A 21,560-nucleotide genomic window follows, 5' to 3' on the forward strand; every position below is an offset into this window, starting at 1 on the left:
GCGCGGGAGGACGGCCGTGCCGGCGACGCAAAGCTTCGAAGGATGACCGTTGGTAAGGGTTCGTAACGGGTCCGGTACGTGCTGCGCAGGCCTCTGAAGATCGTGTGCCGGCGCCCGTAGGCTGGTCGGTATGAGTGCTACGGGGGCAAGTGCGGAAGCGGGGGCAAGGGGCGCGCCCAGAGGCGGCCCGTGGTGGTGGACCCGGCGACGGAGCGCCGTACTCGACGTGCTGCTGGCGTTCGCGTCCGGCGTGGAGTGCGCCTTCGAGGGCGTGCCGTTCGCGCACGAGGCGGGACTGCCGGTGCCGGTCGGGGTGCTGCTCGGCGTGCTGGCGGGCCCGGTGCTGCTGGTGCGCCGGCGGTGGCCGATCGTCGTGGTGCTGGTCTCGCTCGCGGTGATGCCCGCGGAGATGGGCGCGCTGCTGAGCGTGGTGGGCCTCTACACCCTCGCCGCCTCGGACGTGCCGCGCCGGGTGACGGCGCTGCTGGCGTCGCTGACGGTGGTCGGGACGCTGGTCACGACGTTCTTGACCATGCGGCAGGACCTGGCGTCCGATCCGGACTTCAACCCGCCGGGCTGGTTCGTGCCGGTGACGGCGTTGGCGCTGGGCCTGGTGCTGACCGCGCCGCCGGTGCTGTGGGGTCTGTACGTAGGGGCCCGGCGGCGGCTGGTGGAGAGCCTGCGGGAGCGGGCGGACGGTCTGGAGCGGGAGCTGTCGCTGCTGGCGGACCGGGCCGAGGAACGGGCGGAGTGGGCCCGGAACGAGGAGCGGACACGGATCGCCCGCGAGATGCACGACGTGGTCGCGCACCGGGTGAGCCTGATGGTGGTGCACGCCGCGGCGCTGCAGGCGGTGGCGCTGAAGGACCCGGAGAAGGCGTCGAAGAATGCCGCGCTGGTCGGGGACATGGGCCGCCAGGCGCTGACCGAGTTGCGGGAGATGCTGGGGGTGTTGCGTACGGCTGAGGGGGCGGCGGTGCGCGGGGTGCCGGCGTCGGATGCCCCGGAGCGGTTGGCCGCGGTGGCGGCCAAGGCCAAGCGGTCGGTGTCGTCGGAGGATCCGTCCGGGCCGTCCGGGCCCTCCGCGGCGGTCGGGGCGCCGGGTACGGGTACGGCGGGCTCCGGCGGACTGCCCGCCGCGGGCCACGGTCCGACGGCGGTGAAGCCGGACGATGCCGAAGCGGACGGGCCGTGCCTGGCGGATCTGGGGGACCTGGTGGGCCAGTCGCGGGCCGCCGGAATGGCCGTCGAACTCTCGGTGGACGAGGCCGGTGCGGAGACGGCCGAGGTGGCCGGGCGGCGCTATCCGGCGCGGGTGGAGCAGACCGTGTTCCGCGTCGTGCAGGAAGCGCTGACCAATGTCCACAAGCACGCGCCGGGCGCGCGGGCGCGGGTCCGGCTGGCGCACCGCGCCGGTGAGATCGCCGTCCAGGTGGAGAACGGCCCGTCGGACCGCGGCGCGACGGACGCGGGGCTGCCGAGCGGCGGCAACGGCCTGGTCGGCATGCGGGAACGGGTCGCCGCGCTGGGCGGAGTGTTCGTATCGGGGCCTACGGAGGCGGGGGGCTTTCGCGTCTCAGCGGTGGTGCCTGCTTCCGACGTCGTCGGCTGACGCCCACGTTGTCGGGTGCCTCCCACGTTGCCGGGTGACCCGCCGTGCCTCGTCTGTGGTTTGTGGACCCGCCTGGCGGCGGGGGCGGGGGTTGTTGTGGGCCGGGCGCCCTGGGTGTGTGGGTGGGTGCGGTGCCGGGCCTCCGGGACTGCGTCCCTGCGGCCCGGCCCTCCTGTGAGCCGTGCGCCCGCCCCGGGGGGGGGTGGGGAGCGGTGGGGGTGACGGTGGTGCCGTACCCGCCGGCCCGGTCTTGGTTCTTTCACCCTCCCCCCACGGGGAGGGTGAGCAGGGGCGGGTGTGACGGTGATCCCGCACCCGTCGGCCCGCCCCTTTTCTTTCCCCCTTCCCCCCACCGGGCGGAGGCCGTGCGCTCCGGGCGGGAGGCGGGGCTCCGCAGGGACGCAGTCCCGGAGGAGACCCGCCGCACCCACCACCGGGCGCATACGTCAGCCCCCGCCGCCGGAACCCCCCTCATCGGCCCCCGCCGCCGGAACCCCCCGCCGCCGGAACCACCAGTCGGCCGGGCCGTGCGCCCAGCACCAACGTGCCGAGGGCGTGGTCGATGTCCTTGCCGAGGTACCAGTCGCCGGTGTGGTCGAGGCTGTAGACGCGGCCTTCGGCGTCGATGGCGAGGACGGCCTGGCCGGTGGTGGTGCCGTTGGCGGTGGGGATTTCTTCCTGGCCGAGGGGGGCGATGTGGGTGTCGAGGGCGCGGCCGAGGTCGCCGAGGGTGCGGGCGAGGTGGAGGCCGTGCAGCGGGTCGATGACGAACGGGGTGGGGGCGATGTGGCGGCCGGGGCCGGGGCCGGTGATGCGCAGGCCGCCGAATTCGGCCCAGGCCTCGACGGCCGCGGGGAAGACGGTGTGGCGGTGGCCTGCGGGGGAGGCGTGGGCGCGGAGGGTGTCGGCCCAGTGCTCGGCCTGCTTTATGTCCCAGCGGCCGGGCTGCCAGCCGGCTTCCTGGAGGGCGACGTCGACGCCGGCGGAGAAGCGGGTGGAGCCGGCGCGGTCGTGGGTGGGGCCGGTGGTGGGTGCGGCGGTGGCCTCGGGCGGCATGGTGGCGGTCAGCTCCCTGTGGGCGTCGTGTCCCCGACGGGCATGACGCCGAAATGGGCGAGGAGCGCGTCGCAGGAGCGGCAGGGCGGGGCGTAACTGCCGTGCCGGGGGTCGCCGTCCTCGCGGATGTGGCGTGCGGTGATCTTGGAGTGTTTCAGGGAGCGGCGGGCTTCGCCGTTGGTGAGGGGTTTGCGGGAGGCGCGTTTTCCGCGGTTGACCTCGACGGAGTCGAGGTGGCGGGAGAGCAGGACGGCTTCGGGGCAGCGTCCGGTGAAGCGTTCGCGCTGTGCGGTGTTGAGGGTGTCGAGGAAGTCCTGGACGAGGGGGTGCAGGGCGGGGGGCTGCTCCCCTTTGCCGGCGGTACAGGTGAGGGTTTGTCCGCGTACTGACAGGGCGGCGCCGACGGTCGGGAGGATGCCGTCGCGGCGGTGCCGGAGGACCGGTGCGCGGTCGGTGTCGGCGGTGCCGGTCCAGCCGATGCGGGGGTCGCCCGTGGCGGTGGTGTGGTGTGCGGTGGCGTTCATGGTGGTGCTTCCCTCCCTGCAATCCCCCGGTTGCGTGGGTCAGCCTGCCAAATGTGCTGGGTGTTGCGGTAGTCGGACGTGCTGTCGGCGATGTCACTGGTGGGTGACAGTTCCTCGGCGGGGGCGCAACGGGCCTGGTCGGCGGGGTGGTGTGGCGGTGCGGTGCGGGCCGGTGCTGAGGGGGTGACCATGGCGTGTCGGTGAGCTGACGAGGGTGGCCGGGGGCGGGCGGACGGTGTTGCGGCACGGCATAGGCTGTGCCCAAACCCAGATTCAGCCAGGGGGCAACCGCGATGACGACAGGTCGGCTCGGGCAGCAGGCCGCGCCACCGAACACGGCCTATGCCGGGCAGGTCGTGCACTTCCCGGACCCGGTGCGTGCGGCGCGCTATCCCGCGGGTGTGCGGATGGACGGGAACGGTTTTCCGGATTTCTCGCCGTATGCGAGGGCGGCCGCGGAGATCGCCGAGCCGCCGGAGGGTTTCGGCGTCGACGAACTGCGGCTGACGGACTACGTGTCCGCGAATGCCGCGTTGCACGCGCAGGGCCATGAACTGTGGGTGGACGTGCCGGCGGTGGCGACGCCGCACGGCTGGACATGGCATCACGTCGCCGGGACCCGGCGGATGGAGCTGGTTCCGGTCGAGGTGAAGGCGCTGTTGCGGCACCACGGCGGGCTGGCGACGGCTCAGGTGGCGCACGACAAGCGCGGTACGCGGCCGTTGCAGGAGACACGGCCGGCGCACTTCGGGCTGCCGCACCGCGATCTGTCGGTGGGCGAGGACCAGGTGGCGCAGGCCGAGGAGTCGTTGGGCTACCGGCTGCCGGGTGCGTACCGCTCGTTCCTGAAGGCGGCGGGCGGGTGCGCGCCGGTGGGCGCGGCGCTGGACGCGGATCTCGGGCTGCTGGTGGACCAGCCGTTCTTCACGGTGCGTGATGACGTGGCGGTCAACGATCTCGTCTATGTGAACAAGTGCCTGCGGGATCACTTCACCAAGGACTATCTGGGTGTGGCGTTCGTGCAGGGGGGCGTGCTCGCCGTGAAGGTGCGCGGCGAGGGTCTGGGCACGGTGTGGTTCTGCCCGTATGACGACGCGCGTGACCAGGACGGCTGGTCGGTGCAGGAGCGGGTGGAGCGGCTGCTGTTGCCCTGTGGTGCGGACTTCGACGACTTCTTGCAGCGGCTGGCGGGCAATCCGCCGGAGTTGGAGACGGTGGCGAACCTGATGGTGGACGGCGGATTCGCGTCCGCCGTTCCGGTGGAGGGGTGAGCGCGGTGGTGACGTTCGCGCAGGCGCAGGAGCGCGCGGAGCGCTGGGTCAACGGCGAGGTGCCGGCGCCGCAGCACCGCGAGGTGCGGGTGCGGGAATTCGATCTGGGCTTCGTGGCCTGGGCGGAGGACCGGGAGAACGGTCCGCGCAGTGACGGCGGCCGCAGCCGGCTGGTGATCGCGCGCGACAGCGGGGAGACGACGCTGTGGCCGGGACTGCCGGTGGGTGAGGTGATCCGCCGGTACGAGGAGGAGTACGGCGCGGTGGCCGAGGCGGGCCATGGCGCGCCGGAGCCGGCGCAGCGGATCGATCTGGAGGCCACGTCGTTCCTGCTGACGCCGCCCGAGTGGTTGCAGGAGGCGGCGGACTCGATCGGCGTTCCGGAGCGGCGGGCCGCCGAGGCCCCGGCGTCGGCGGCGGGCGCTCCGGCATCGGCTTCCGACGCCTGGGCCGAGGTGAATGTGAACGGTGCCGACGGCGCGGGTGCCGATCCTTCCGGGGTGGCCGCCCCGGAAGAGGTGCCTCCGGTGCCGTTCGGGGATTCTGCCGTAGGCGGGGACCCGGACGCGGCGACGGCCGCCGGGGCCGCGGGCGTGCCGGGTGGCACCGCCGGTAGGTCCGATGAGACGCCGTGGGCCGGGACGGACACGACCGGCGACGGCCCCGAGGACCGGTCGGTGGGACTGCCCGCGACGGTCTTCGCGCCGCCGCTCGCCGAGTTCGACGAGGTGGAGGACGTCCCGTCGGCGCCGCCGCGGGTGCGGCCCGAGGCGAAGACCGAACTCCTGCGCGGCGGCAGTCAGTTGCCGCGTACGCAGGTCGCACCGGCACTGGACTTGCCGGACCCCGACGCGTCCGACGGCACGGGTCCGCCGCCGGCCGGTGGCCCCGGTGGACTGCCGGTGCCGCCCCCGGCGCCGCCCGCCCCGCCTGCCGGTGCAGCGGCCGGGCTGCCGGATCTGCCGCCGCCGTCCGGCCCGCCGGCCACCGATGTGCCGCCGCCCGCGGGCGCGGTGCCGGGTGTGCCCGGCCCCGGTGGCGGGGGTGTGCACGCCGCCGCCACGATGCTCGCCGATGGCTCCGCGCTGCCCGGTAACGCCGGCGGTCCGCCGCCGCCTCCCGGTCCGCCGCCGGCTCCCGGTCCGCCGCCGGCTGGAGGACCCCGCCCGCCCGGCCGGCCCGGTGCCGGTACTCCGCCGCCTCCCGGTGCGCCGGGTACGCCCGGCGCGGGCCGTGCCGGGCAGCAGCAGGACGCGGCGCGGATCGCGGATGCCGCGACCAGCCGCGCCCAAGTACAGCCGCCCGGCGGGCCTTCGGCGTCCGGCCCCGGTGCGCCCGGTGCGCCGGCGGGTGGTTATGTGCCGACGCAGCTGGTCTCGCAGCTGGACGCGGCGGAGCTGGATCTCAGCGCGGTGGACGGTCCGTCCGGCGACGCGCAGGTGTCCGGAGGTGCGGAGGGCCCCGGCGGTACGGGTTCCCCCCACGCTCCCGGTGCTCCCGGTGGGGGTGTGCACGCCGCGGCGACGATGATGGCCGACGGCGCTGCCCTGCAGGCGAGCCTGGGCCAGGGCGGTCCGGGCGCTGCCGGCGGGCCGGGCGTGCCGCCGCCGCCCGCGCCGCCCGGTGTGCCGGGTGCGCCCAAGCCTCCCGGGGTGCCCGGCGCGGGCGCCGCGGCCGCTGCGCACCGTGGCTCCGGTGGGCAGAGCGGGCCGCCCCCGCCGCCGTCCGCCCCGCCGGCCGCGGCCGGCGGCGGTGTGCACGCCGCCGCCACGATGCTCGCCGACGGCGCGTCCCTGCAGGCCCACATGCCGGGCCCGAGCGGCCCCGGCCCCGCGGCCCCGCCGGCCGCCGGTCCGCCGGTGCCGCCCCCGGGTGTGCCGACGGGCCCGCCCGGCGCGCCGGGGCCGGGTGGCCCGGGTGCGTACGGCTATCCGCAGGCGCCCGGCGGTCAGCCGACCGTCGGCCCCGGCTACATGGCCGTGCTGAGCTACCGGGCACCGGACGGTTCGGAGCAGAAGATCGTGCGCCGCTCCGCGCCCGGCACGCCGCATCCGGAATGGCAGCTGCTGCACGAGCTGCGCGGGATGAACATCCCGCCGCAGCAGGTGCTGGAGCTGCACACCGAGCTGGAGAGCTGCGATCTGCCGGGCGGCTACTGCGCCCGGATGGTGCGGGAGAACTGGCCGCAGGTGCGGATCAGCCACACCGCCGCGTACGGCAGGGACCATGCGTCGCGACAGCAGGGTGTGCGTCATCTCGTCGAGCACCAGGGCGAGTTGCACCAGGTCGCGGACGGTCCGGCGCGGCCCGCGCCGGTGCGGGTGCCATTGCCGCACCCCTCGCAGGTGCAGCCGGTACCTCCGGTGCCGCCGCAGGTGTTCGGGCAGGAGCTGGAGCAGTCCTTCGGACAGCAGGGGATCTTCCGCTTCGACCAGCGGGCGGTCTCCCGGCACGGTGTGCCGGACGTGGTCGCGCAGACGCTGGTGTGGGCCGGACTGCCGGTCGATTTCGGGCCGTTCTTCTGGGCGCAGGCGCAGCCGGGACGTCCGGTGCCGACGCTCGCGGAGCTGGCGGCGGAGCGGGGTGTGCAGCCGGCCGCCGACGCGGGCTCGTATCTCGTCATGGGCAACGACTTCGGCCGTCAGCTGTGTGTGCAGTACGGGACCGCGAACATCGTGGCGATCCCGATGGAGGGCGGCCCCGGCGGGCAGCCCGCGACGCCGCAGTTCGTGAATTCGGGGCTGCCGGAGTTCGTGCGCTGCCTCGCGATGCTGGGGCGGATGTGGCGGCTGCGGTTCGGGCTGACGCCAGAGCAGGCGGGCCGCTGGACCGTCGACTTCCAGGCGCAGCTGGTCGCCCTGGACCCGCCGGCGCTCGGTTCGCCGGAGACGTGGTGGTCGGTCCTGCTGGAACAGATGTGGGACGGCCTGCTGTGACGTGATCCCCGGGCGGCATCCCCGGGCCGCCTGAGGCCCGGGGATGCCGCCCGGGTTCGGCTGCCCCTCGGCGGCCCTGCCCGTCGCGAGGCGTGGAGCCCGTCGGCCGGTCCGCCCGTCCGGCGGCGACGGGAACGGCGACGCCGGCCCGGCCCGGACGCCGGACCGGGCCAGACGCCGGCCCGGCCCAGGTCCGTGGGCTGACCGCTCCCGGTGCGGCTCATCCGGCGGACGGCGTCCGCGCTTCGAGCTGCGGGCCGGACCGGGCGCCCTGACGATGCCTCTATGGGCCAGCCGCGTCAGCCGTCGCCGTCGCCGTCCCCGTCCACGACGACGCTTTACCGCGCCGGGCGGACGCCGTGGTGGCGAAAGCGGCGTGGGCCGGGCGGTGCACGGCCGCGGCCTCGCTGGTCATGGCGTCGGCGGATCCTCGTGGCGCTGCTGGTGCTGGTCGTGCTGGTGGTGGCCGGCGGGGTGGGGCTGTACGTGTGGGCGGGGAGGCAGGTGCGCCATGTGGACGCCCTGGGCGATTACGCCGGGCGGCCCGCCGCCGGCAAGGGCACGAACTGGCTGCTGGTCGGCTCGGACAGCCGTGCGCGGCTGACGCCCGCGCAGCGCAAGGAGCTGCACGTCGGCAAGGACGTGGGCCGGCGGACCGACACGATCATGGTGCTGCACTCCGGTGACAACGGCCCGTACCTGGTGAGCCTGCCGCGGGACAGCTATCTGCCGATCCCTGGGCACGGCAAGGGGAAGATCAATGAGGCGTATGCGGACGGTGGCCCGAAGCTGCTGACCCGGACGGTGGAGGAGGCCACCGGGCTGCGCGTGGACCACTACGGCGAGGTGAACTTCCTGGGGTTGGTGCAGGTCGTGGACGCGCTGGGCGGGGTCGAGCTGTGTGTGGACAAGCCGATCAAGGACGAGAAGTCGGGGGCGGACTTCGCCGCGGGCTGCCGCGAGATGAACGGCACCCAGGCGCTCGCCTACGTACGCGCCCGCTACAGCGACCCGGCGGGAGACCTCGGTCGGGTGAAACGGCAGCGGCAGCTGATCAGTGCGGTCTCCGCCGAGATGCTGGGCCCGGGGGTGCTCCTCAACCCGTTCCGGCTGGTGCCGGTGCTGGACGCCTCACTGTCGGCGCTGACCGTGGACAACGGCGCGGGGGTGGGCGACTTGGTGGGCCTGGGCTGGTCGATGAAGGACGTCTCCGGGGCCGGCGGGACGGCGACTACGGTCCCGGTCTCCACCCCTGGCGTGACGATCGCCGGCGCCGGTGACGTGCTGCTGTGGGACGAAACCCGGGCGGGTCGACTCTTCCGTGCCCTGCGCGACGATGATCCAATTCCGACTTCCGGCACTAATTGACGCATCCTGGAGGGAGATCGTGCGAAGCGTCGCGATGAGAATGCTTCGTGGCGATCCGGAAGATGTGCGCGGGACTGTGCGGAACTGTCCGTCCGGGTCCGCGCTCCTGCTGTGCGCGGCGGAGAGGGGCTTGAGGGATGAGTACATCGGTTTCGCCTCACGGGTTCGAGACCGTACGAGGACGTGGCTACCGGCCGGACGACGTGGACCGGCGGGTGGAGGGCCTCTCGGTGGACCGTGACTCCTGCTGGGAACGGGCCGGGCGGCTCACGGCCCTGTCCCAGGAAATGGAGTCGGAGCTGACGCAGCTGCGCGCGTATGCCGCGCAGCTGCCGCCCCAGACGTACGAGTCCCTCGGCAACGAGGCCCGGCTGATCCTGACCACGGCGGAATCCGAGGCGGCTCGGCTGCGGACGGAGGCCGAGGAGGCCGCCGGGCAGGCGCACGCCGAGGCCACCGCCCACGCGACGCGGACCAGGGACGAGGCGGACCGGGCCGCGCAGTCGCTCCGTGCCGAGGCGGACGAGCGTGCGCGGCGTACCGAGGAGAGTGCCAGGGGCGAGGCCGAGGGCCTGGCAGCGGCGGCGGTCGCGGACGCCGGGCAGTGGCGCGGCGAAGCGGTGGCCGCCCTGGAGGAGACGAGCCGGCGGACCACCCAGCTGCTGATGGACCAGGAGAAGCGGCAGGCCGAGGAGTGGGACGCGGTCGGCCGGGAACTCGCCGAGCTGGAGTCGGACCTCGACCAGCGTCTGGTGGACCGGGAGGCCCGTGCGCGGGCCGACCTGGCCGAGTGGCAGCGCTTCCAGGCGGAGATCGAGGAGGCGGCCCGGCACCGCCAGGAGGACGCCGAGGACCGGGCCGCCGAACTCCTGGCCCAGGCCGCCGTCGAGGTCGAGCGCATCGAACGGGCCACGGACCGGGCCCTCTCCCGGCACAGGGAGGAGCGGGACGAGGTCCAGGCCCATATGACACACGTACGCCACAGCCTGGCGGCACTGACGGGGTCGGGTGGCCCCGAAGGCGATCCCGACAACGAGGACACCCTGGAGACGGAGACGCCGTCCGTGCCCGCGGCGCGGGGAGTTCCGGCGGCGGGAGGAGTTCCGGCGGCGGGGGCCGACGAGGGGGGTTCCGGCGGCGGGGGCTGACGAGGGGGGTTCCGGCGGCGGGGGCCGACGTGTCAGCTTGGTGGTGGGTGCGGCGGGTCTCCTCCGGGACTGCGTCCCTGCGGAGCCCCGCCTCCCGCCCGGAGCGCACGGCCTCCGCCCGGTGGGGGGAGGGGTGAAAGAAAAAGGGGCGGGCCGACGGGTGCGGGATCATCGTCACACCCGCCCCTGCTCGCCCTCCCCGTGGGGGGAGGGTGAAAGAACCAAGACCGGGCCGACGGGTACGGCACCACCGTCACCCCCACCGCTCCCCACCCCCCCACCAGGGGCGGGCGCACGGCTCACAGGAGGGGCCGGGCCGCAGGGACGCAGTCCCGGAGGCCCGGCACCGCACCCACCAAGCACACCGAGGGCGCCCGGCCCACAACAAACCCCGCCCCCGCCGCCAGGCGGGAAAAGACCACAGATGAGGCACGGCGGGGCCACCCGACAACGTGGGAGACGGCCCCCGCCAGGGCCCCGTATCGTGGGGACCCCGGCCCGTACCACGTGTCGGGCCGCTCGCGTTGTCCCCCGCCGGGGCGGCGCCGCCTCGCTGGGAACGGATCTTTCTCATGAGCCTGACTGGTCTGCTCGACGCCGTCGTACGGGACCCGGCGCTCGCCGAAGCGGTGCAGGCCGCGGCCGACGGGCACCGCCCGCACATCGATCTGGTGGGGCCGCCCGCCGCTCGCCCCTTCGCGGTGGCCGCGCTGGCGAGGGAGTCCGGGCGTACGGTGCTCGCGGTGACCGCCACCGGCCGGGAGGCCGAGGATCTGGCGGCCGCGCTGCGCACGCTGATGCCGGCCGGCGAGGACAACACCGTCGTCGAGTACCCGTCCTGGGAGACGCTGCCGCACGAGCGGCTGTCGCCGCGTTCGGACACCGTTGGCCGGCGGCTCGCGGTGCTGCGCCGGCTGGCCCACCCCCGTGAGGACGATCCGACGGCGGGCCCGGTGTCGGTCGTGGTCGCGCCGATCCGTTCGGTGCTGCAGCCGCAGGTCAAGGGGCTGGGTGAGCTGGAGCCGGTGAGTCTGCGGACGGGGGAGAGCGCGGACCTGGGGGAGATCGTCGACGGGCTGGCGGCGGCCGCCTACGCGCGGGTCGAACTGGTCGAGAAGCGCGGCGAGTTCGCGGTGCGCGGCGGGATTCTGGACGTGTTCCCGCCGACCGAGGAGCACCCGCTGCGGGTGGAGTTCTGGGGCGATGACGTCGAGGAGATCCGCTATTTCAAGGTCGCCGACCAGCGGTCCCTGGAGGTCGCCGAGCACGGTCTGTGGGCGCCGCCGTGCCGTGAGCTGCTGCTGACCGCTGAGGTGCGGGAGCGGGCGGCGGCGCTCGCCGAGCAGCACCCGGAGCTGGGCGAGCTGCTGGGGAAGATCGCGGAGGGCATCGCCGTCGAGGGCATGGAGTCCCTCGCGCCGGTCCTCGTCGATGACATGGAGCTGCTGCTGGACGTGCTGCCGAAGGGCAGCATGGCGATGGTGTGCGACCCGGAGCGGGTGCGGACCCGGGCCGCCGACCTGGTGGCGACGAGCCAGGAGTTCCTGCAGGCGTCGTGGGCGGCGAGTGCGGGCGGCGGCGAGGCGCCGATCGATGTGGGCGCGGCGTCGCTGCGGGGGATCGCGGACGTCCGGGAGCGGGCGCGCGAGCTGGGCATGATGTGGTGGTCGGTGAGCCAGTTCGCCGCCGACGAGGAGACCGTCGAGGACGCGGGCGACACCCTGAAGCTGGGGATGCACGCCCCGGACACCTACCGCGGGGACACCGCGCGGGCGCTCGCCGACACCAAGCAGTGGCTGGCCGACGGCTGGCGCACGGTCTTCGTCACCGAGGCGCACGGCCCGGCGGCCCGTACGGTCGAGGTGCTCGGCGGCGAGGGGATCGCCGCCCGGCTGGACGCCGAGCTGGCGGAGATCTCCCCGGCGCTGGTCCATGTCGCCTGCGGTTCGCTCGACAACGGCTTCATCGACCCGTCTCTCAAGCTGGCGGTGCTGACCGAGACGGATCTGTCGGGGCAGAAGGCGGCCGCCAAGGAACTGGGCCGGATGCCGGCCCGCCGCCGCAAGACCATCGACCCGCTCACCCTTGAGGCGGGCGACTTCATCGTGCACGAGCAGCACGGCGTCGGCCGCTATATCGAGATGGTGCAGCGCACGGTCCAGGGAGCCACCCGCGAGTACCTCCTCGTCGAGTACGCGCCCGCCAAGCGGGGTCAGCCGGGCGACCGTCTCTACATCCCCACCGACCAGCTGGAGCAGGTCACCAAGTACGTGGGCGGCGAGGCCCCGACGCTGCACCGGCTCGGTGGCGCCGACTGGACGAAGACGAAGGCGCGGGCGAAGAAGGCGGTCAAGGAGATCGCCGCGGACCTCATCAAGCTGTACTCGGCCCGGATGGCGGCGCCCGGTCACACCTTCGGGCCGGACACGCCCTGGCAGCGGGAGCTGGAGGACGCGTTCCCGTACGCGGAGACGCCCGACCAGCTCACCACGATCGCCGAGGTCAAGGAGGACATGCAGAAGTCGGTCCCGATGGACCGGCTGATCTGCGGCGATGTCGGCTACGGCAAGACCGAGATCGCGGTGCGGGCGGCCTTCAAGGCCGTCCAGGACGGCAAGCAGGTCGCCGTGCTGGTCCCGACGACGCTGCTGGTGCAGCAGCACTTCGGCACCTTCACCGAGCGGTACGGCCAGTTCCCGGTCAACGTCAAGGCACTGTCCCGCTTCCAGACCGACACCGAGGCCAAGGCCGTCCTCGAAGGGCTGCGGGAGGGCTCCGTCGACCTCGTCATCGGCACCCACCGGCTGTTCTCGTCCGAGACCAAGTTCAAGGACCTGGGCCTGGTCATCGTCGACGAGGAGCAGCGGTTCGGCGTCGAGCACAAGGAGCAGCTGAAGAAGCTCCGCGCCAACGTCGATGTCCTGACGATGTCCGCCACCCCCATTCCCCGTACGCTCGAAATGGCGGTCACCGGCATCCGCGAGATGTCGACGATCACCACGCCGCCCGAGGAGCGGCACCCCGTCCTGACCTTCGTCGGGCCGTACGAGCAGAAGCAGATCGGTGCGGCCATCCGCCGTGAACTGCTGCGCGAGGGCCAGGTCTTCTACATCCACAACCGTGTGGAGTCCATCGACCGGGCGGCTGCCCGGCTGCGGGAGATCGTGCCGGAGGCGCGCATCCAGACCGCGCACGGGCAGATGGGGGAGTCGGCCCTCGAACAGGTCGTCGTCGACTTCTGGGAGAAGAAGTTCGATGTGCTGGTCTCGACCACGATCGTCGAGTCCGGCATCGACATCTCCAACGCCAACACCCTGATCGTCGAGCGCGGCGACAACTTCGGCCTCTCCCAGCTGCACCAGCTGCGCGGCCGGGTCGGCCGCGGCCGGGACCGCGGCTACGCCTACTTCCTCTACCCGCCGGAGAAGCCGCTCACCGAGACCGCCCACGAGCGGCTGGCGACCATCGCCCAGCACACCGAGATGGGCGCCGGTATGTACGTCGCGATGAAGGACCTGGAGATCCGCGGTGCGGGCAACCTCCTGGGCGGCGAGCAGTCCGGCCACATCGCGGGCGTCGGCTTCGATCTCTACGTCCGGATGGTCGGTGAGGCGGTCGCCGACTACCGGGCGTCGCTGGAGGGCGGTGTGGAGGAGGAGCCGCCGCTGGAGGTCAAGATCGAGCTGCCGGTCGACGCGCACGTCCCGCACGACTACGCCCCCGGTGAGCGGCTGCGCCTGCAGGCCTACCGCGCCATCGCCTCCGCCTCGACGGAGGAGGACATCGCGGCGGTCCGCGAGGAACTCACCGACCGTTACGGCAAGTTGCCGGAGCCGGTCGAGAACCTCCTGCTGGTCGCCGGGCTGCGGATGCTGGCCCGCGCCTGCGGCGTCGCCGACATCACGCTGCAGGGCTCCAACGTCCGCTTCGGGCCGGTGGAGTTGCGTGAATCGCAGGAGCTGCGGCTCAAGCGGCTGCACCCGCGCACGGTCCTCAAGCCGGCCACCCGGCAGATCCTGGTGCCCCGCCCCACCACCGGCAAGATCGGCGGCAAGCCGCTGGTCGGGCGCGAACTGCTGTCCTGGGTGGGGGAGTTCCTGACGACGATCGTGGGGTCGTAGGGGAGGCGGAGACCGGAGGCGGCGTAGAGGGCGTCGTCCGGCGGCCCGGGGGAGCGGGGTGCCCAGGTGCCTGGTGCCCGCCGTGCGGGCCGGGCGCTCACCGCACCCACTCCGCGATCTCGCGTGCGCAGTCGGCCGGGGAGGTGCGGCCGCTGTCGACCTCAAGGTCGTAGCGGACGCCCTGGTGGACGAGGTGGGCCTGGGCCGCGGCCATGCCCGTCACCCGGTCGCCGCGGGCGCGTTCGCGGGCGGTGGCGATCTCGGGGGCGCAGCGTACGCCGACCCACAGCACGTTCAGGCCGTCCAGGGCGGACTGCCAGCCGTCCTGGCCGGCGCGGCCGCCGAGGAGGACCTCGTCGAGGATGACGCCGGTGCCCGCGCGGGCGGTCGCCGCGATGCCGTGCCGCCAGTCGGTCTCCAGGGAGCGGAACGCCGGGCCGGCCGACACCTGTCCGTCGGCGCCGAGCAGCAGGCCGTCCGGGGAGGACAGCAGGCGGGGCGGCAGAGCGGCGATGAAGGCGTCGACGCCGAACGTCAGCCAGGGGGCGGTGAGGGTGTCCTGGAGGGCGCGGGCCAGGGTCGAGGTGCCGGAGCTGGACCCGCCGTTGAGGGCGATCACGTGTGTCGTCATCGCGTCACCGTAGGCAGTCAGCGCGCGGATGTCCTGTGGAATACGACGAGATCCGCGGCGCCGCCGAGGGGGACGTAGGTGGACTTCGGGTGGCGGTGGGCCGCGTCGGCGAGGGCCTGTTGGGGGGTGCGGCCGTCGCGGAGCTGGACGGCTATGTAGTCGGGGGCGATGCCGCGGGTGTCGCCCATCCAGAAGACCCGGGTGCGGCTGGTGAGGCGGCTCAGCGGGCGGATGTCGGACTCGACGCTCGCGCCGTCGGGGATCTTGTCCAGAAGGTGTTCGGCGGCGGTGACGGGCGCGGGTTTGCGGTAGGTGGCGTCCTCGGTGAGGCGGGACAGCGGGAGCGTCGTCGTCAGCGCGAGGGCGGCGGCCAGTACGGCGGTCGGCAGGTGCAGGGCGTAGGCGCGCAGCCAGGGGCGGGGGGAGACGCGGGTATGGGCGAGGGCGTCGATCAGGGCGAGGAAGACGACGGGCATCAGGACGGCGTTGTAGTGCCAGTCGATGCCCCAGTAGTGGGGTTCGCGGGAGAGGAACCGCCAGCCCAGGGTGGGCAGCGCGACCAGCAGCAGCGGGGAGCGCAGGGCGAGCAGGCCGGTGGTGGGCAGCAGGATCCACAGGAGGGTGTGGAGGACGGTGCCGGGCGGTATGCCGGGGGCCCCGCCGCCGTCGCCGCCGAGTTTGCTCCAGTAGTCGTACGAGCCGCTGCCGTTGAAGCCGGGGATGATCAGGCCGAGGGTGACGGCGGTGGCGGTGATGCCGAAGGCGACCAGGCCGATGGGCAGCGGGGACGCGCGGCGGGTGCGGATCAGGGCGAGGGCCCCGATGGCCGCCGCGGTCACCCCCAGGTCCTCCTTGACCAGCACCAGCGGCAGGGCCCAGCACACCGCGGCGGTCCAGCGGCCGCGCAGTACCGCTTCGAGGGAGAAGGCGATCAGCGGCAGCGCGAAGGCTATTTCGTGGAAGTCGAAGTCGACGGCCTTCTGGACACCCCAGGACATGCCGTAGGCGATGCCGAGGGCCAGGCCCGGACCGCGGCCGAGGTGGCGGGCGGCGGCGCGGGTGACCGGGACCGCGGACACCGCGAAGAGCGCGGCCTGCGCGGTGAGCAGGGTCACCGGGGAGGGGATGAGGCGGTAGAGGGGGGCGAACACGATCAGTACGGGACTGAAGTGGTCACCGAGGATGTTGGTGCCGGGCCCCTTGAGGTCGACCACCGGCGCCCGGAAGTGCGCGTAGCCGCGTACCGCCTGCTCGAAGATGCCCAGGTCCCAGGACGATATCGACAGGGTGCGGAAGCGGCTGTAGGACAGCACGGCGAACGCGACGAAGAGGAACCCGGCGATCCAGTACGGGTCGAAGCGGGGCGCGCGCAGGTCAGCGGTCCGCTCCCGCAGCCGGTGTGCGGCCCGCCGTGCGGGCTCCGGGACGCGGGACCCCGGGCCGGTGGCGGCCGGCGTTCCCGGACGGGAGCTCGCTGCCGTTGCTGCGGCCGTTTCCATCGGGGTCCTCACTCTCCACTCCGATCCGAAAAGATACGCGAAACGGCACACCGGCCCAGGCTCCCGGACAGGACACCGACTTGATACGGACCGCACTCCCCGCCCGCCCCCTCGCCGCCGCCTCCGCCACGGCGCTGGCCGCGCTGCTCACGCTCACCGGTTGCACCCCCCATGGCATCGGCAGTGGGGGCAACGACTCAGACGCCGAGTCGCGCCCGTCCGTTCCCGCACCGCCGGGCGGCGCGGGCCGGGCGGTGAGCCCGCTGGACAACCCCGACGGCACGAAACCCGGGCTGGCCGCCCTCACCTCGAAGACCGAGCTGAGCCGCGCCCGTGCGCTCATCGGGCAGGTGGCGACGAAAGGCCGCGGACCGCGTACCGGCTACGAGCGGGACAAGTTCGGCTACGCCTGGAAGGACACGGCCGACGGGATACCGCTGGCCCGCAACGGATGTGACACACGCAACGACCTGCTCGCCCGGGACGGCGACGCGCTGCGCCACCGCGCCGGATCGACCTGCGTCGTGGAGTCCATGACCCTGCGCGACCCCTATACCGGCACGACCCTGCGGTGGCGGAAGGCGAAGGCCACGGCGGTGCAGATCGACCATGTGATGCCGCTGTCGTACGACTGGCAGATGGGCGCCGCGCGCTGGGACACCGGCAAGCGGGAGCAGATCGCCAACGACCCGCTCAACCTGCTTCCGGTCGACGGCCCGGCCAACAGCTCCAAGGGCGACTCGGGTCCGGCGTCCTGGCTCCCGCCGGACCGGACCATCCGGTGCGCGTACGCGGTGCGCTTCGCGCAGGTCTCCCTCAAGTACCGGCTGCCGGTGACGTCCCCCGACAAGCGGATGATGCTGCGGCAGTGCGGCGGCTGACGGGCGTCGGGGCGTCGTCGGAGAGGCCGTGCGGGGGCCCCGCCGGGTGCGGAGAAACTGCCGACGGCGCGGATCGTTGTTGGCCAAGGGTGTGGCCCAGGCCACGCCGACTCCATAACATCGATCACTCAAGGTCGAGACTCCGTCGCACCATCCGCCGGGAGGCCAAGTGTTCCGCCGTAGGACAGCGCTCTCCGTATCCGCCACCACCGCCCTGCTGGCCGCGACCCCGCTGCTGGCCGCCTGCGGCAGCGACGCGCACCCCGGTGCCGCGGCCGTCGTCGACGGGAAGCGGATCAGCGTCTCGCAGCTGCAGGCGAGGGTGAAGGACGTGCGCGAGGCGCAGGGCAAGTCCCCGCAGGGCGGGCAGATGATCATGAACACCGGCCGGCTCAGCCTGGCCACCCTCAACGGCATGATCTTCGACCAGGTGCTGGCGCGCAGCGCGAAGGACGCCGGGGTGACGGTCACCCGCAACGACGTGCAGAAGTGGCGGGCGCAGGCCGAGAAGCGGGCGGGCGGCGCCGCACGGCTGAAGGCGATGTGGCTCCAGCAGGCCATCGCCCCCGACGAGATCGACGCGATGGTCCGCAACCAGCTCCTGCTCGACGGCCTCTCCAAGCGCCTCGGCGCCGACCGCACCCAGCCGCAGGGCCAGCAGCAGCTCGCCAAGGCGCTGTCCAAGACCTCGCGTTCCATGGGGATCGACGTGAACCCGCGGTTCGGCGAGTGGGACGACAAGGAGGTCATCCTGGGCCAGACCAAGGACCCGTGGATCACCACCGCCCCCGCGGAGAAGCAGCAGCAGGCCTAGGGCCGGTCGTTTGGATCACGGGGGCTGTCGGGCGGTTCCACGGCCGGGTCCGTGCCGCCCGCCGGTCGTACGTACGTACCGCCCGCGGGTCGTACGTACCGCCCGCGGGTCGTACGTACCGCCCGCGGGTCGTACGTGCCGGCCGCAGATCGTCCGTACCGCCCGCGCCGGGCGTTGTCGGTGGGGTGCGTTACGTTCGACGGGTGAACGCTGACGCCTCCTTTGCCGACGCCGGCGCCGAAGCCCGCCCCGAGGGCGACGGCACCGGACGCCTGGTCCTGCTCACCACCAGCCACCGCGTCGCGCCCGGACTCCTGTCCTGGCCGGCCTGGCAGACGCTGCGGACGGCCGGGCGGGTGCTGTGCGCCGACGCGGATCATCCGCAGCTGCCGTATCTGCGCGAGGCCGGCATCGAGGTGGAGGGGGCCGCGCCCAGCGCGCGTGAGCTGGTCGACTACTGCCTCGCGGGTGCCCGCACCGCGGTCGTGCTGACCTCCGCCGACGGCGAGAGTGCCCTGACCGACGGCCTGGCCCGGCTGGCCGGTTCCGGCCGCGAGTCCATGCCCGACCTGGAGTTGCTGCCCGGGTCCTACGACCTGCCGGGCGCCCGGCTGCTGGATCTCGTCCAGGTGATGGACCAGATCCGTGCCGACTGCCCCTGGAGCGGTGTCCGCACCCACCAGGACCTCGCCAAGTACGCCATCGAGGAGGCGCACGAGCTGGTCGAGGCCATCGAGGACGGCGACCGCGAGGAGCTGCGCGAGGAGCTCGGCGATGTGCTGCTCCAGGTCGTCTTCCACGCCCGTATCGCGCAGGACGACCCGGACGAGCCGTTCTCGCTGGACGATGTGGCGGCCACCCTCGTCGAGAAGCTGATCCACCGCCATCCGCATGTCTTCGGCGACGAGACCGCCACGACCCCCGAGGACGTGAAGGCCCACTGGCTGCGGACGAAGGCCGTCGAGAAGCAGCGGGATTCGGTGACCGAGGGCGTGCCGCTCGGCCAGCCCGCCCTGGCGCTGGCCGGCAAGCTCGCCGGCCGCGCCCGTACGGCCGGTATCGAGGCCGTCCCGGCGGGCGACGGCATCGGCTATGAGCTGTTGGCGCTCGCCGTCCGTGCCGAGGCCGCCGGCCTCGACCCGGAGACCGCGCTGCGCGCCGCCGCCCGCACCTACCGCGACGCGATCCGGGCCGCGGAGGGACTGCCTCCGGCCGGCCGGCGGAACGCGGCGGAGACGGCGGACGACGAGGACGCGGTGGACGACGCCGATGCGGTGGAGGAAGAGGCGGACGAGGGCTGAGCCGTGGGGTCGGGTTCGGCCGCGGGCCCGGCGGGTGCCTTCCGCCCCCCGGCCCGCCTCCCCAGCCGCTTCGCCGTCCCCGGCGCTGTCCCGTCCCCGTTCTCCGTCCCGTCCCCGTTGCGGCTCCCGGGGCGGAGCCGGTCGGCGAGCCAGACCGCGACCGCCGCTGCCGCCAGCGCCGCGCCCAGGGTGCACACCCCGCCCCAGCCCGCCGCGCTCCAGACCACCGACGTCAGCGCGGAGCCGACCGCGCCGCCGACGAAGTAGCTGGTCATGTAGGCGGAGTTGAGCCGGTTACGAGCCTCGGGGCGGATCGCGTAGACCTGGTTCTGATTGCTGATGTGCACCGCCTGCACGGCCCCGTCCAGCACGACCACACCCGTCAGCAGCGCCGCCAGCGACCAGGCGCCGCCCGCCCCGCCGGCCGCCAGCAGCCCCCAGGAACCCAGCAGCAGGAAGGCCGCGACGCCGGTGACCCGGTGGACGAGCCCCCGGTCGGCGAGCCGGCCGGCCGCCGAAGCGGACAGGGAACCGGCCGCGCCCACCAGCCCCAGCAGCCCGATCGCCGACTCCTGCCAGCCGTAGGCGGGACCGGACATCAAGAACGCCATCGCCGTCCACAGCACACTGAACCCCGCGAAGACCAGCGCGCCCAGCGCCGCCCGCCACCGCAGCACCGGCTCCTGCGCGAACAGCGCCAGCGTGGAGCGCAGCAGCGCCGGATAGCGCAGTCCCGCCGTGGTGCGCAGCGTCGGCAGCCGGAGCCGCAGCAGCAGCGCCATCAGCAGCATCAGCGCGGCGTTGACCCAATAGACGGTGCGCCAGCCGCCGAGTTCGGCGAGCAGCCCGGCGGCCGTGCGGGCCAGCAGGATGCCCAGCAGCAGCCCGGTCATGACGGTGCCCACGGTCCGGCCGCGCTCGGACGGCGCGGCGAGGGTCGCCGCATACGGCACCACGACCTGGGCGGCGACCGAGGTCAGGCCGGTCAGTGCGGTGCCGATGAGCAGCAGTGCGCCATTGGGGGCGCTCGCCGTCACGGTCAGGAAGGCCGCGGTCGCCGTGGTCAGCACCACGGCCAGCCGGCGCCGCTCCAGCAGATCGCCGAGCGGCACGAGCAGCAGCAGCCCGAGGCCGTAGCCGACCTGGGCGACGGTCACGACCAGCGCGGCGGTGGCCGACGACAGGTGCAGATCGCGGCCGATGACGTCCAGCAGCGGCTGGGCGAAGTAGTTTCCGGCCACCGACAGGCCGGTGGCGGTCGACATCAGCAGCAGCGTGCCGCGCCCCAGCCGGCTCCGCGCCGGTCCCTGCCCCTGCTCCATGACATGCCCTCCCTCGTGGTGCCCGCCGCCGTCGTGACCGTGGGCACCCCCAGCCTGCGTGCCGGCGCAGCGATGAGTCCAACACATCGTTTTCATCGCATCGATCGTGAATCGAGATGGATGGCTACGCTCGGGGAATGGATCTCCAGCAGATGCGGTACGTCGTCGCGGTGGCCGAGACCGGTGGGTTCACCCGGGCCGCGGAGCGCTGCCATGTGGTGCAGTCCGCGCTCAGCCACCAGATCGCCCGGCTGGAGAAGGACCTGGGCGCGCGGCTCTTCGACCGCACCAGCCGCAGCGTCCGGCTGACCGTCGCGGGCGAGGCCTTCGTCCCGGTCGCCCGGCAGGCGCTGCAGGCGGCCGAACGCGCCCGCGCGGAGGTGGCCGCGGCGACCGGCGAGGTACGCGGGCGGCTCGCGGTGGGGGCGATCTCGACCGTCTCCGCCGTCGATCTCGCCCGGGAGCTGGGCGTCTTCCGTACGTCCCACCCCCAGGTGCGGATCAGCTTGCAGATGGAGATGAGCGACCCGCTCATCGAGCAGGTGCGGCAGGGCACCCTGGACGTCGCGTTCGTCGGTCTTGTGCCGGGCGCCCGGACCGCCGGGGTGCGGGAGAAGGAGCTGGCCCGCGGCGAACTGGTCGCCGTGGTGGCACCGGGGCATCCGCTGGCCGGGCAGCGCACGACGCGGCTGTCGCGGCTGGCCCGGGAGACCTTTGTCGACTTCACCGCGGGGTCGGCGGCCCGCCGCCAGCGCGACGAGGCGTTCCGCGCGGCGGGGCTCACCTCGGACGTGGCGTTCGAGGTGACCACCGTCGAGTTCCTGGCGAAGCTGGTGCGCGCCGGGCTCGGTGTCGGCATGGTCCCCGAGGCCATCGCCTCCGAACTGACCGGGCTGCACACCCTGCGGGTCCGGCCCGCGCCCGAGCGCACCGAGCGGCTGGTGTGGAGCGGCCTCGGGCCGTCGCCGGCGGCCGCGGCGTTCCTGGAGCAGCTGGGGGTGGCCCCCGGGTAGACGGACCGGGCAACGGCTCCGGTGCGGCCCGGCGTACGCCGTGAGGTCCGCGGGTACGCCGGA

General features: G+C 73.8%; 14 protein-coding genes and 1 pseudogene. 10 read left to right on the top strand and 5 right to left on the bottom strand.

The window, feature by feature from the left end; translation table 11 throughout:
• Positions 1 to 130 precede the first annotated feature (130 nt).
• The gene (locus ACIRQ7_RS26625) at positions 131 to 1,612 is read left to right on the top strand and encodes a sensor histidine kinase (RefSeq protein WP_404265206.1); all 1,482 of its coding nucleotides are present in this window, start codon (positions 131 to 133) and stop codon (positions 1,610 to 1,612) included.
• Between the two features lie 471 nt (positions 1,613 to 2,083).
• On the opposite strand, the gene ACIRQ7_RS26630 is transcribed toward ACIRQ7_RS26625, so the two are convergent.
• Positions 2,084 to 2,668: an SUKH-3 domain-containing protein gene (locus ACIRQ7_RS26630; RefSeq protein WP_404265207.1), complete on the bottom strand. Its 585-nt coding sequence runs from the start codon at positions 2,666 to 2,668 to the stop codon at positions 2,084 to 2,086.
• 8 nt (positions 2,669 to 2,676) lie between these two features.
• Positions 2,677 to 3,192, bottom strand: a complete 516-nt coding sequence (locus ACIRQ7_RS26635; protein WP_404265208.1) for a YwqJ-related putative deaminase — start codon at positions 3,190 to 3,192, stop codon at positions 2,677 to 2,679.
• A 293-nt stretch (positions 3,193 to 3,485) separates the two neighbouring features.
• Between ACIRQ7_RS26635 and ACIRQ7_RS26640 the strand changes: the two genes are divergently transcribed.
• The 5 genes from ACIRQ7_RS26640 (at position 3,486) to mfd (ending at position 14,036) form a co-directional block, all read left to right on the top strand.
• Complete coding sequence (locus ACIRQ7_RS26640; protein WP_401472878.1) at positions 3,486 to 4,463, top strand: SMI1/KNR4 family protein; 978 nt, start codon at positions 3,486 to 3,488, stop codon at positions 4,461 to 4,463.
• A 5-nt stretch (positions 4,464 to 4,468) separates the two neighbouring features.
• Entirely contained in the window at positions 4,469 to 7,399 is a 2,931-nt protein-coding gene (locus ACIRQ7_RS26645) for an SUKH-4 family immunity protein (protein WP_404265300.1), read from the top strand.
• A 432-nt stretch (positions 7,400 to 7,831) separates the two neighbouring features.
• The gene (locus tag ACIRQ7_RS26650; RefSeq protein ID WP_404265209.1) at positions 7,832 to 8,767 is read left to right on the top strand and encodes an LCP family protein; all 936 of its coding nucleotides are present in this window, start codon (positions 7,832 to 7,834) and stop codon (positions 8,765 to 8,767) included.
• 137 nt (positions 8,768 to 8,904) lie between these two features.
• Positions 8,905 to 9,915 carry a cellulose-binding protein gene (locus tag ACIRQ7_RS26655; RefSeq protein WP_404265210.1) on the top strand — a complete coding sequence of 337 codons (1,011 nt, stop codon included), beginning with the start codon at positions 8,905 to 8,907 and terminating at the stop codon, positions 9,913 to 9,915.
• Positions 9,916 to 10,487: 572 nt separating this feature from the next.
• A complete protein-coding gene (mfd, locus tag ACIRQ7_RS26660; protein WP_404265211.1) occupies positions 10,488 to 14,036 on the top strand; it encodes a transcription-repair coupling factor in 3,549 nt (1,182 codons plus the stop codon).
• Positions 14,037 to 14,133: 97 nt separating this feature from the next.
• Here mfd and ACIRQ7_RS26665 read toward each other — a convergent pair whose 3' ends face one another.
• Together ACIRQ7_RS26665 and ACIRQ7_RS26670 are read right to left on the bottom strand one after the other, a co-directional pair.
• The gene (locus ACIRQ7_RS26665; protein WP_404265212.1) at positions 14,134 to 14,667 is read right to left on the bottom strand and encodes a chloramphenicol phosphotransferase CPT family protein; all 534 of its coding nucleotides are present in this window, start codon (positions 14,665 to 14,667) and stop codon (positions 14,134 to 14,136) included.
• A gap of 17 nt (positions 14,668 to 14,684) precedes the next feature.
• Entirely contained in the window at positions 14,685 to 16,166 is a 1,482-nt protein-coding gene (locus ACIRQ7_RS26670) for a DUF2079 domain-containing protein (RefSeq protein WP_404265213.1), read from the bottom strand.
• Positions 16,167 to 16,246: 80 nt separating this feature from the next.
• Between ACIRQ7_RS26670 and ACIRQ7_RS26675 the strand changes: the two genes are divergently transcribed.
• From ACIRQ7_RS26675 to ACIRQ7_RS26685, 3 genes are all read left to right on the top strand, one after another.
• Positions 16,247 to 17,047, top strand: coding sequence for an HNH endonuclease family protein (locus ACIRQ7_RS26675; RefSeq protein WP_404265214.1), 801 nt, complete (start codon positions 16,247 to 16,249; stop codon positions 17,045 to 17,047).
• A gap of 169 nt (positions 17,048 to 17,216) precedes the next feature.
• Positions 17,217 to 17,861, top strand: a complete 645-nt coding sequence (locus tag ACIRQ7_RS26680; protein WP_404265215.1) for a SurA N-terminal domain-containing protein — start codon at positions 17,217 to 17,219, stop codon at positions 17,859 to 17,861.
• 203 nt (positions 17,862 to 18,064) lie between these two features.
• The gene (locus tag ACIRQ7_RS26685) at positions 18,065 to 19,162 is read left to right on the top strand and encodes a nucleoside triphosphate pyrophosphohydrolase (protein ID WP_404265216.1); all 1,098 of its coding nucleotides are present in this window, start codon (positions 18,065 to 18,067) and stop codon (positions 19,160 to 19,162) included.
• A gap of 131 nt (positions 19,163 to 19,293) precedes the next feature.
• Here ACIRQ7_RS26685 and ACIRQ7_RS26690 read toward each other — a convergent pair.
• Positions 19,294 to 20,484, bottom strand: a pseudogene (locus ACIRQ7_RS26690) (MFS transporter); the annotation flags it as partial.
• 137 nt (positions 20,485 to 20,621) lie between these two features.
• On the opposite strand from ACIRQ7_RS26690, the gene ACIRQ7_RS26695 reads away from it, so the two are divergent.
• Positions 20,622 to 21,497, top strand: coding sequence for a LysR family transcriptional regulator (locus ACIRQ7_RS26695; protein WP_401472908.1), 876 nt, complete (start codon positions 20,622 to 20,624; stop codon positions 21,495 to 21,497).
• Positions 21,498 to 21,560: the final 63 nt, after the last annotated feature.

It is taken from the genome of Streptomyces sp. NPDC101393, assembly GCF_044767385.1.
Classification (GTDB): Bacteria; Actinomycetota; Actinomycetes; order Streptomycetales; family Streptomycetaceae; genus Streptomyces.

Excerpts from the sequence above, each read along its gene's own strand:
- ACIRQ7_RS26665 (WP_404265212.1), bottom strand. The coding sequence starts at position 14,667 with ATGACGACACACGTGATCGCCCTCAACGGCGGGTCCAGCTCCGGCACC.
- ACIRQ7_RS26670 (WP_404265213.1), bottom strand. The coding sequence starts at position 16,166 with ATGGAAACGGCCGCAGCAACGGCAGCGAGCTCCCGTCCGGGAACGCCG.
- ACIRQ7_RS26630 (WP_404265207.1), bottom strand. The coding sequence starts at position 2,668 with ATGCCGCCCGAGGCCACCGCCGCACCCACCACCGGCCCCACCCACGAC.
- ACIRQ7_RS26695 (WP_401472908.1), top strand. The coding sequence starts at position 20,622 with ATGGATCTCCAGCAGATGCGGTACGTCGTCGCGGTGGCCGAGACCGGT.
- ACIRQ7_RS26655 (WP_404265210.1), top strand. The coding sequence starts at position 8,905 with ATGAGTACATCGGTTTCGCCTCACGGGTTCGAGACCGTACGAGGACGT.
- mfd (WP_404265211.1), top strand. The coding sequence starts at position 10,488 with ATGAGCCTGACTGGTCTGCTCGACGCCGTCGTACGGGACCCGGCGCTC.
- ACIRQ7_RS26640 (WP_401472878.1), top strand. The coding sequence starts at position 3,486 with ATGACGACAGGTCGGCTCGGGCAGCAGGCCGCGCCACCGAACACGGCC.
- ACIRQ7_RS26635 (WP_404265208.1), bottom strand. The coding sequence starts at position 3,192 with ATGAACGCCACCGCACACCACACCACCGCCACGGGCGACCCCCGCATC.
- ACIRQ7_RS26625 (WP_404265206.1), top strand. The coding sequence starts at position 131 with ATGAGTGCTACGGGGGCAAGTGCGGAAGCGGGGGCAAGGGGCGCGCCC.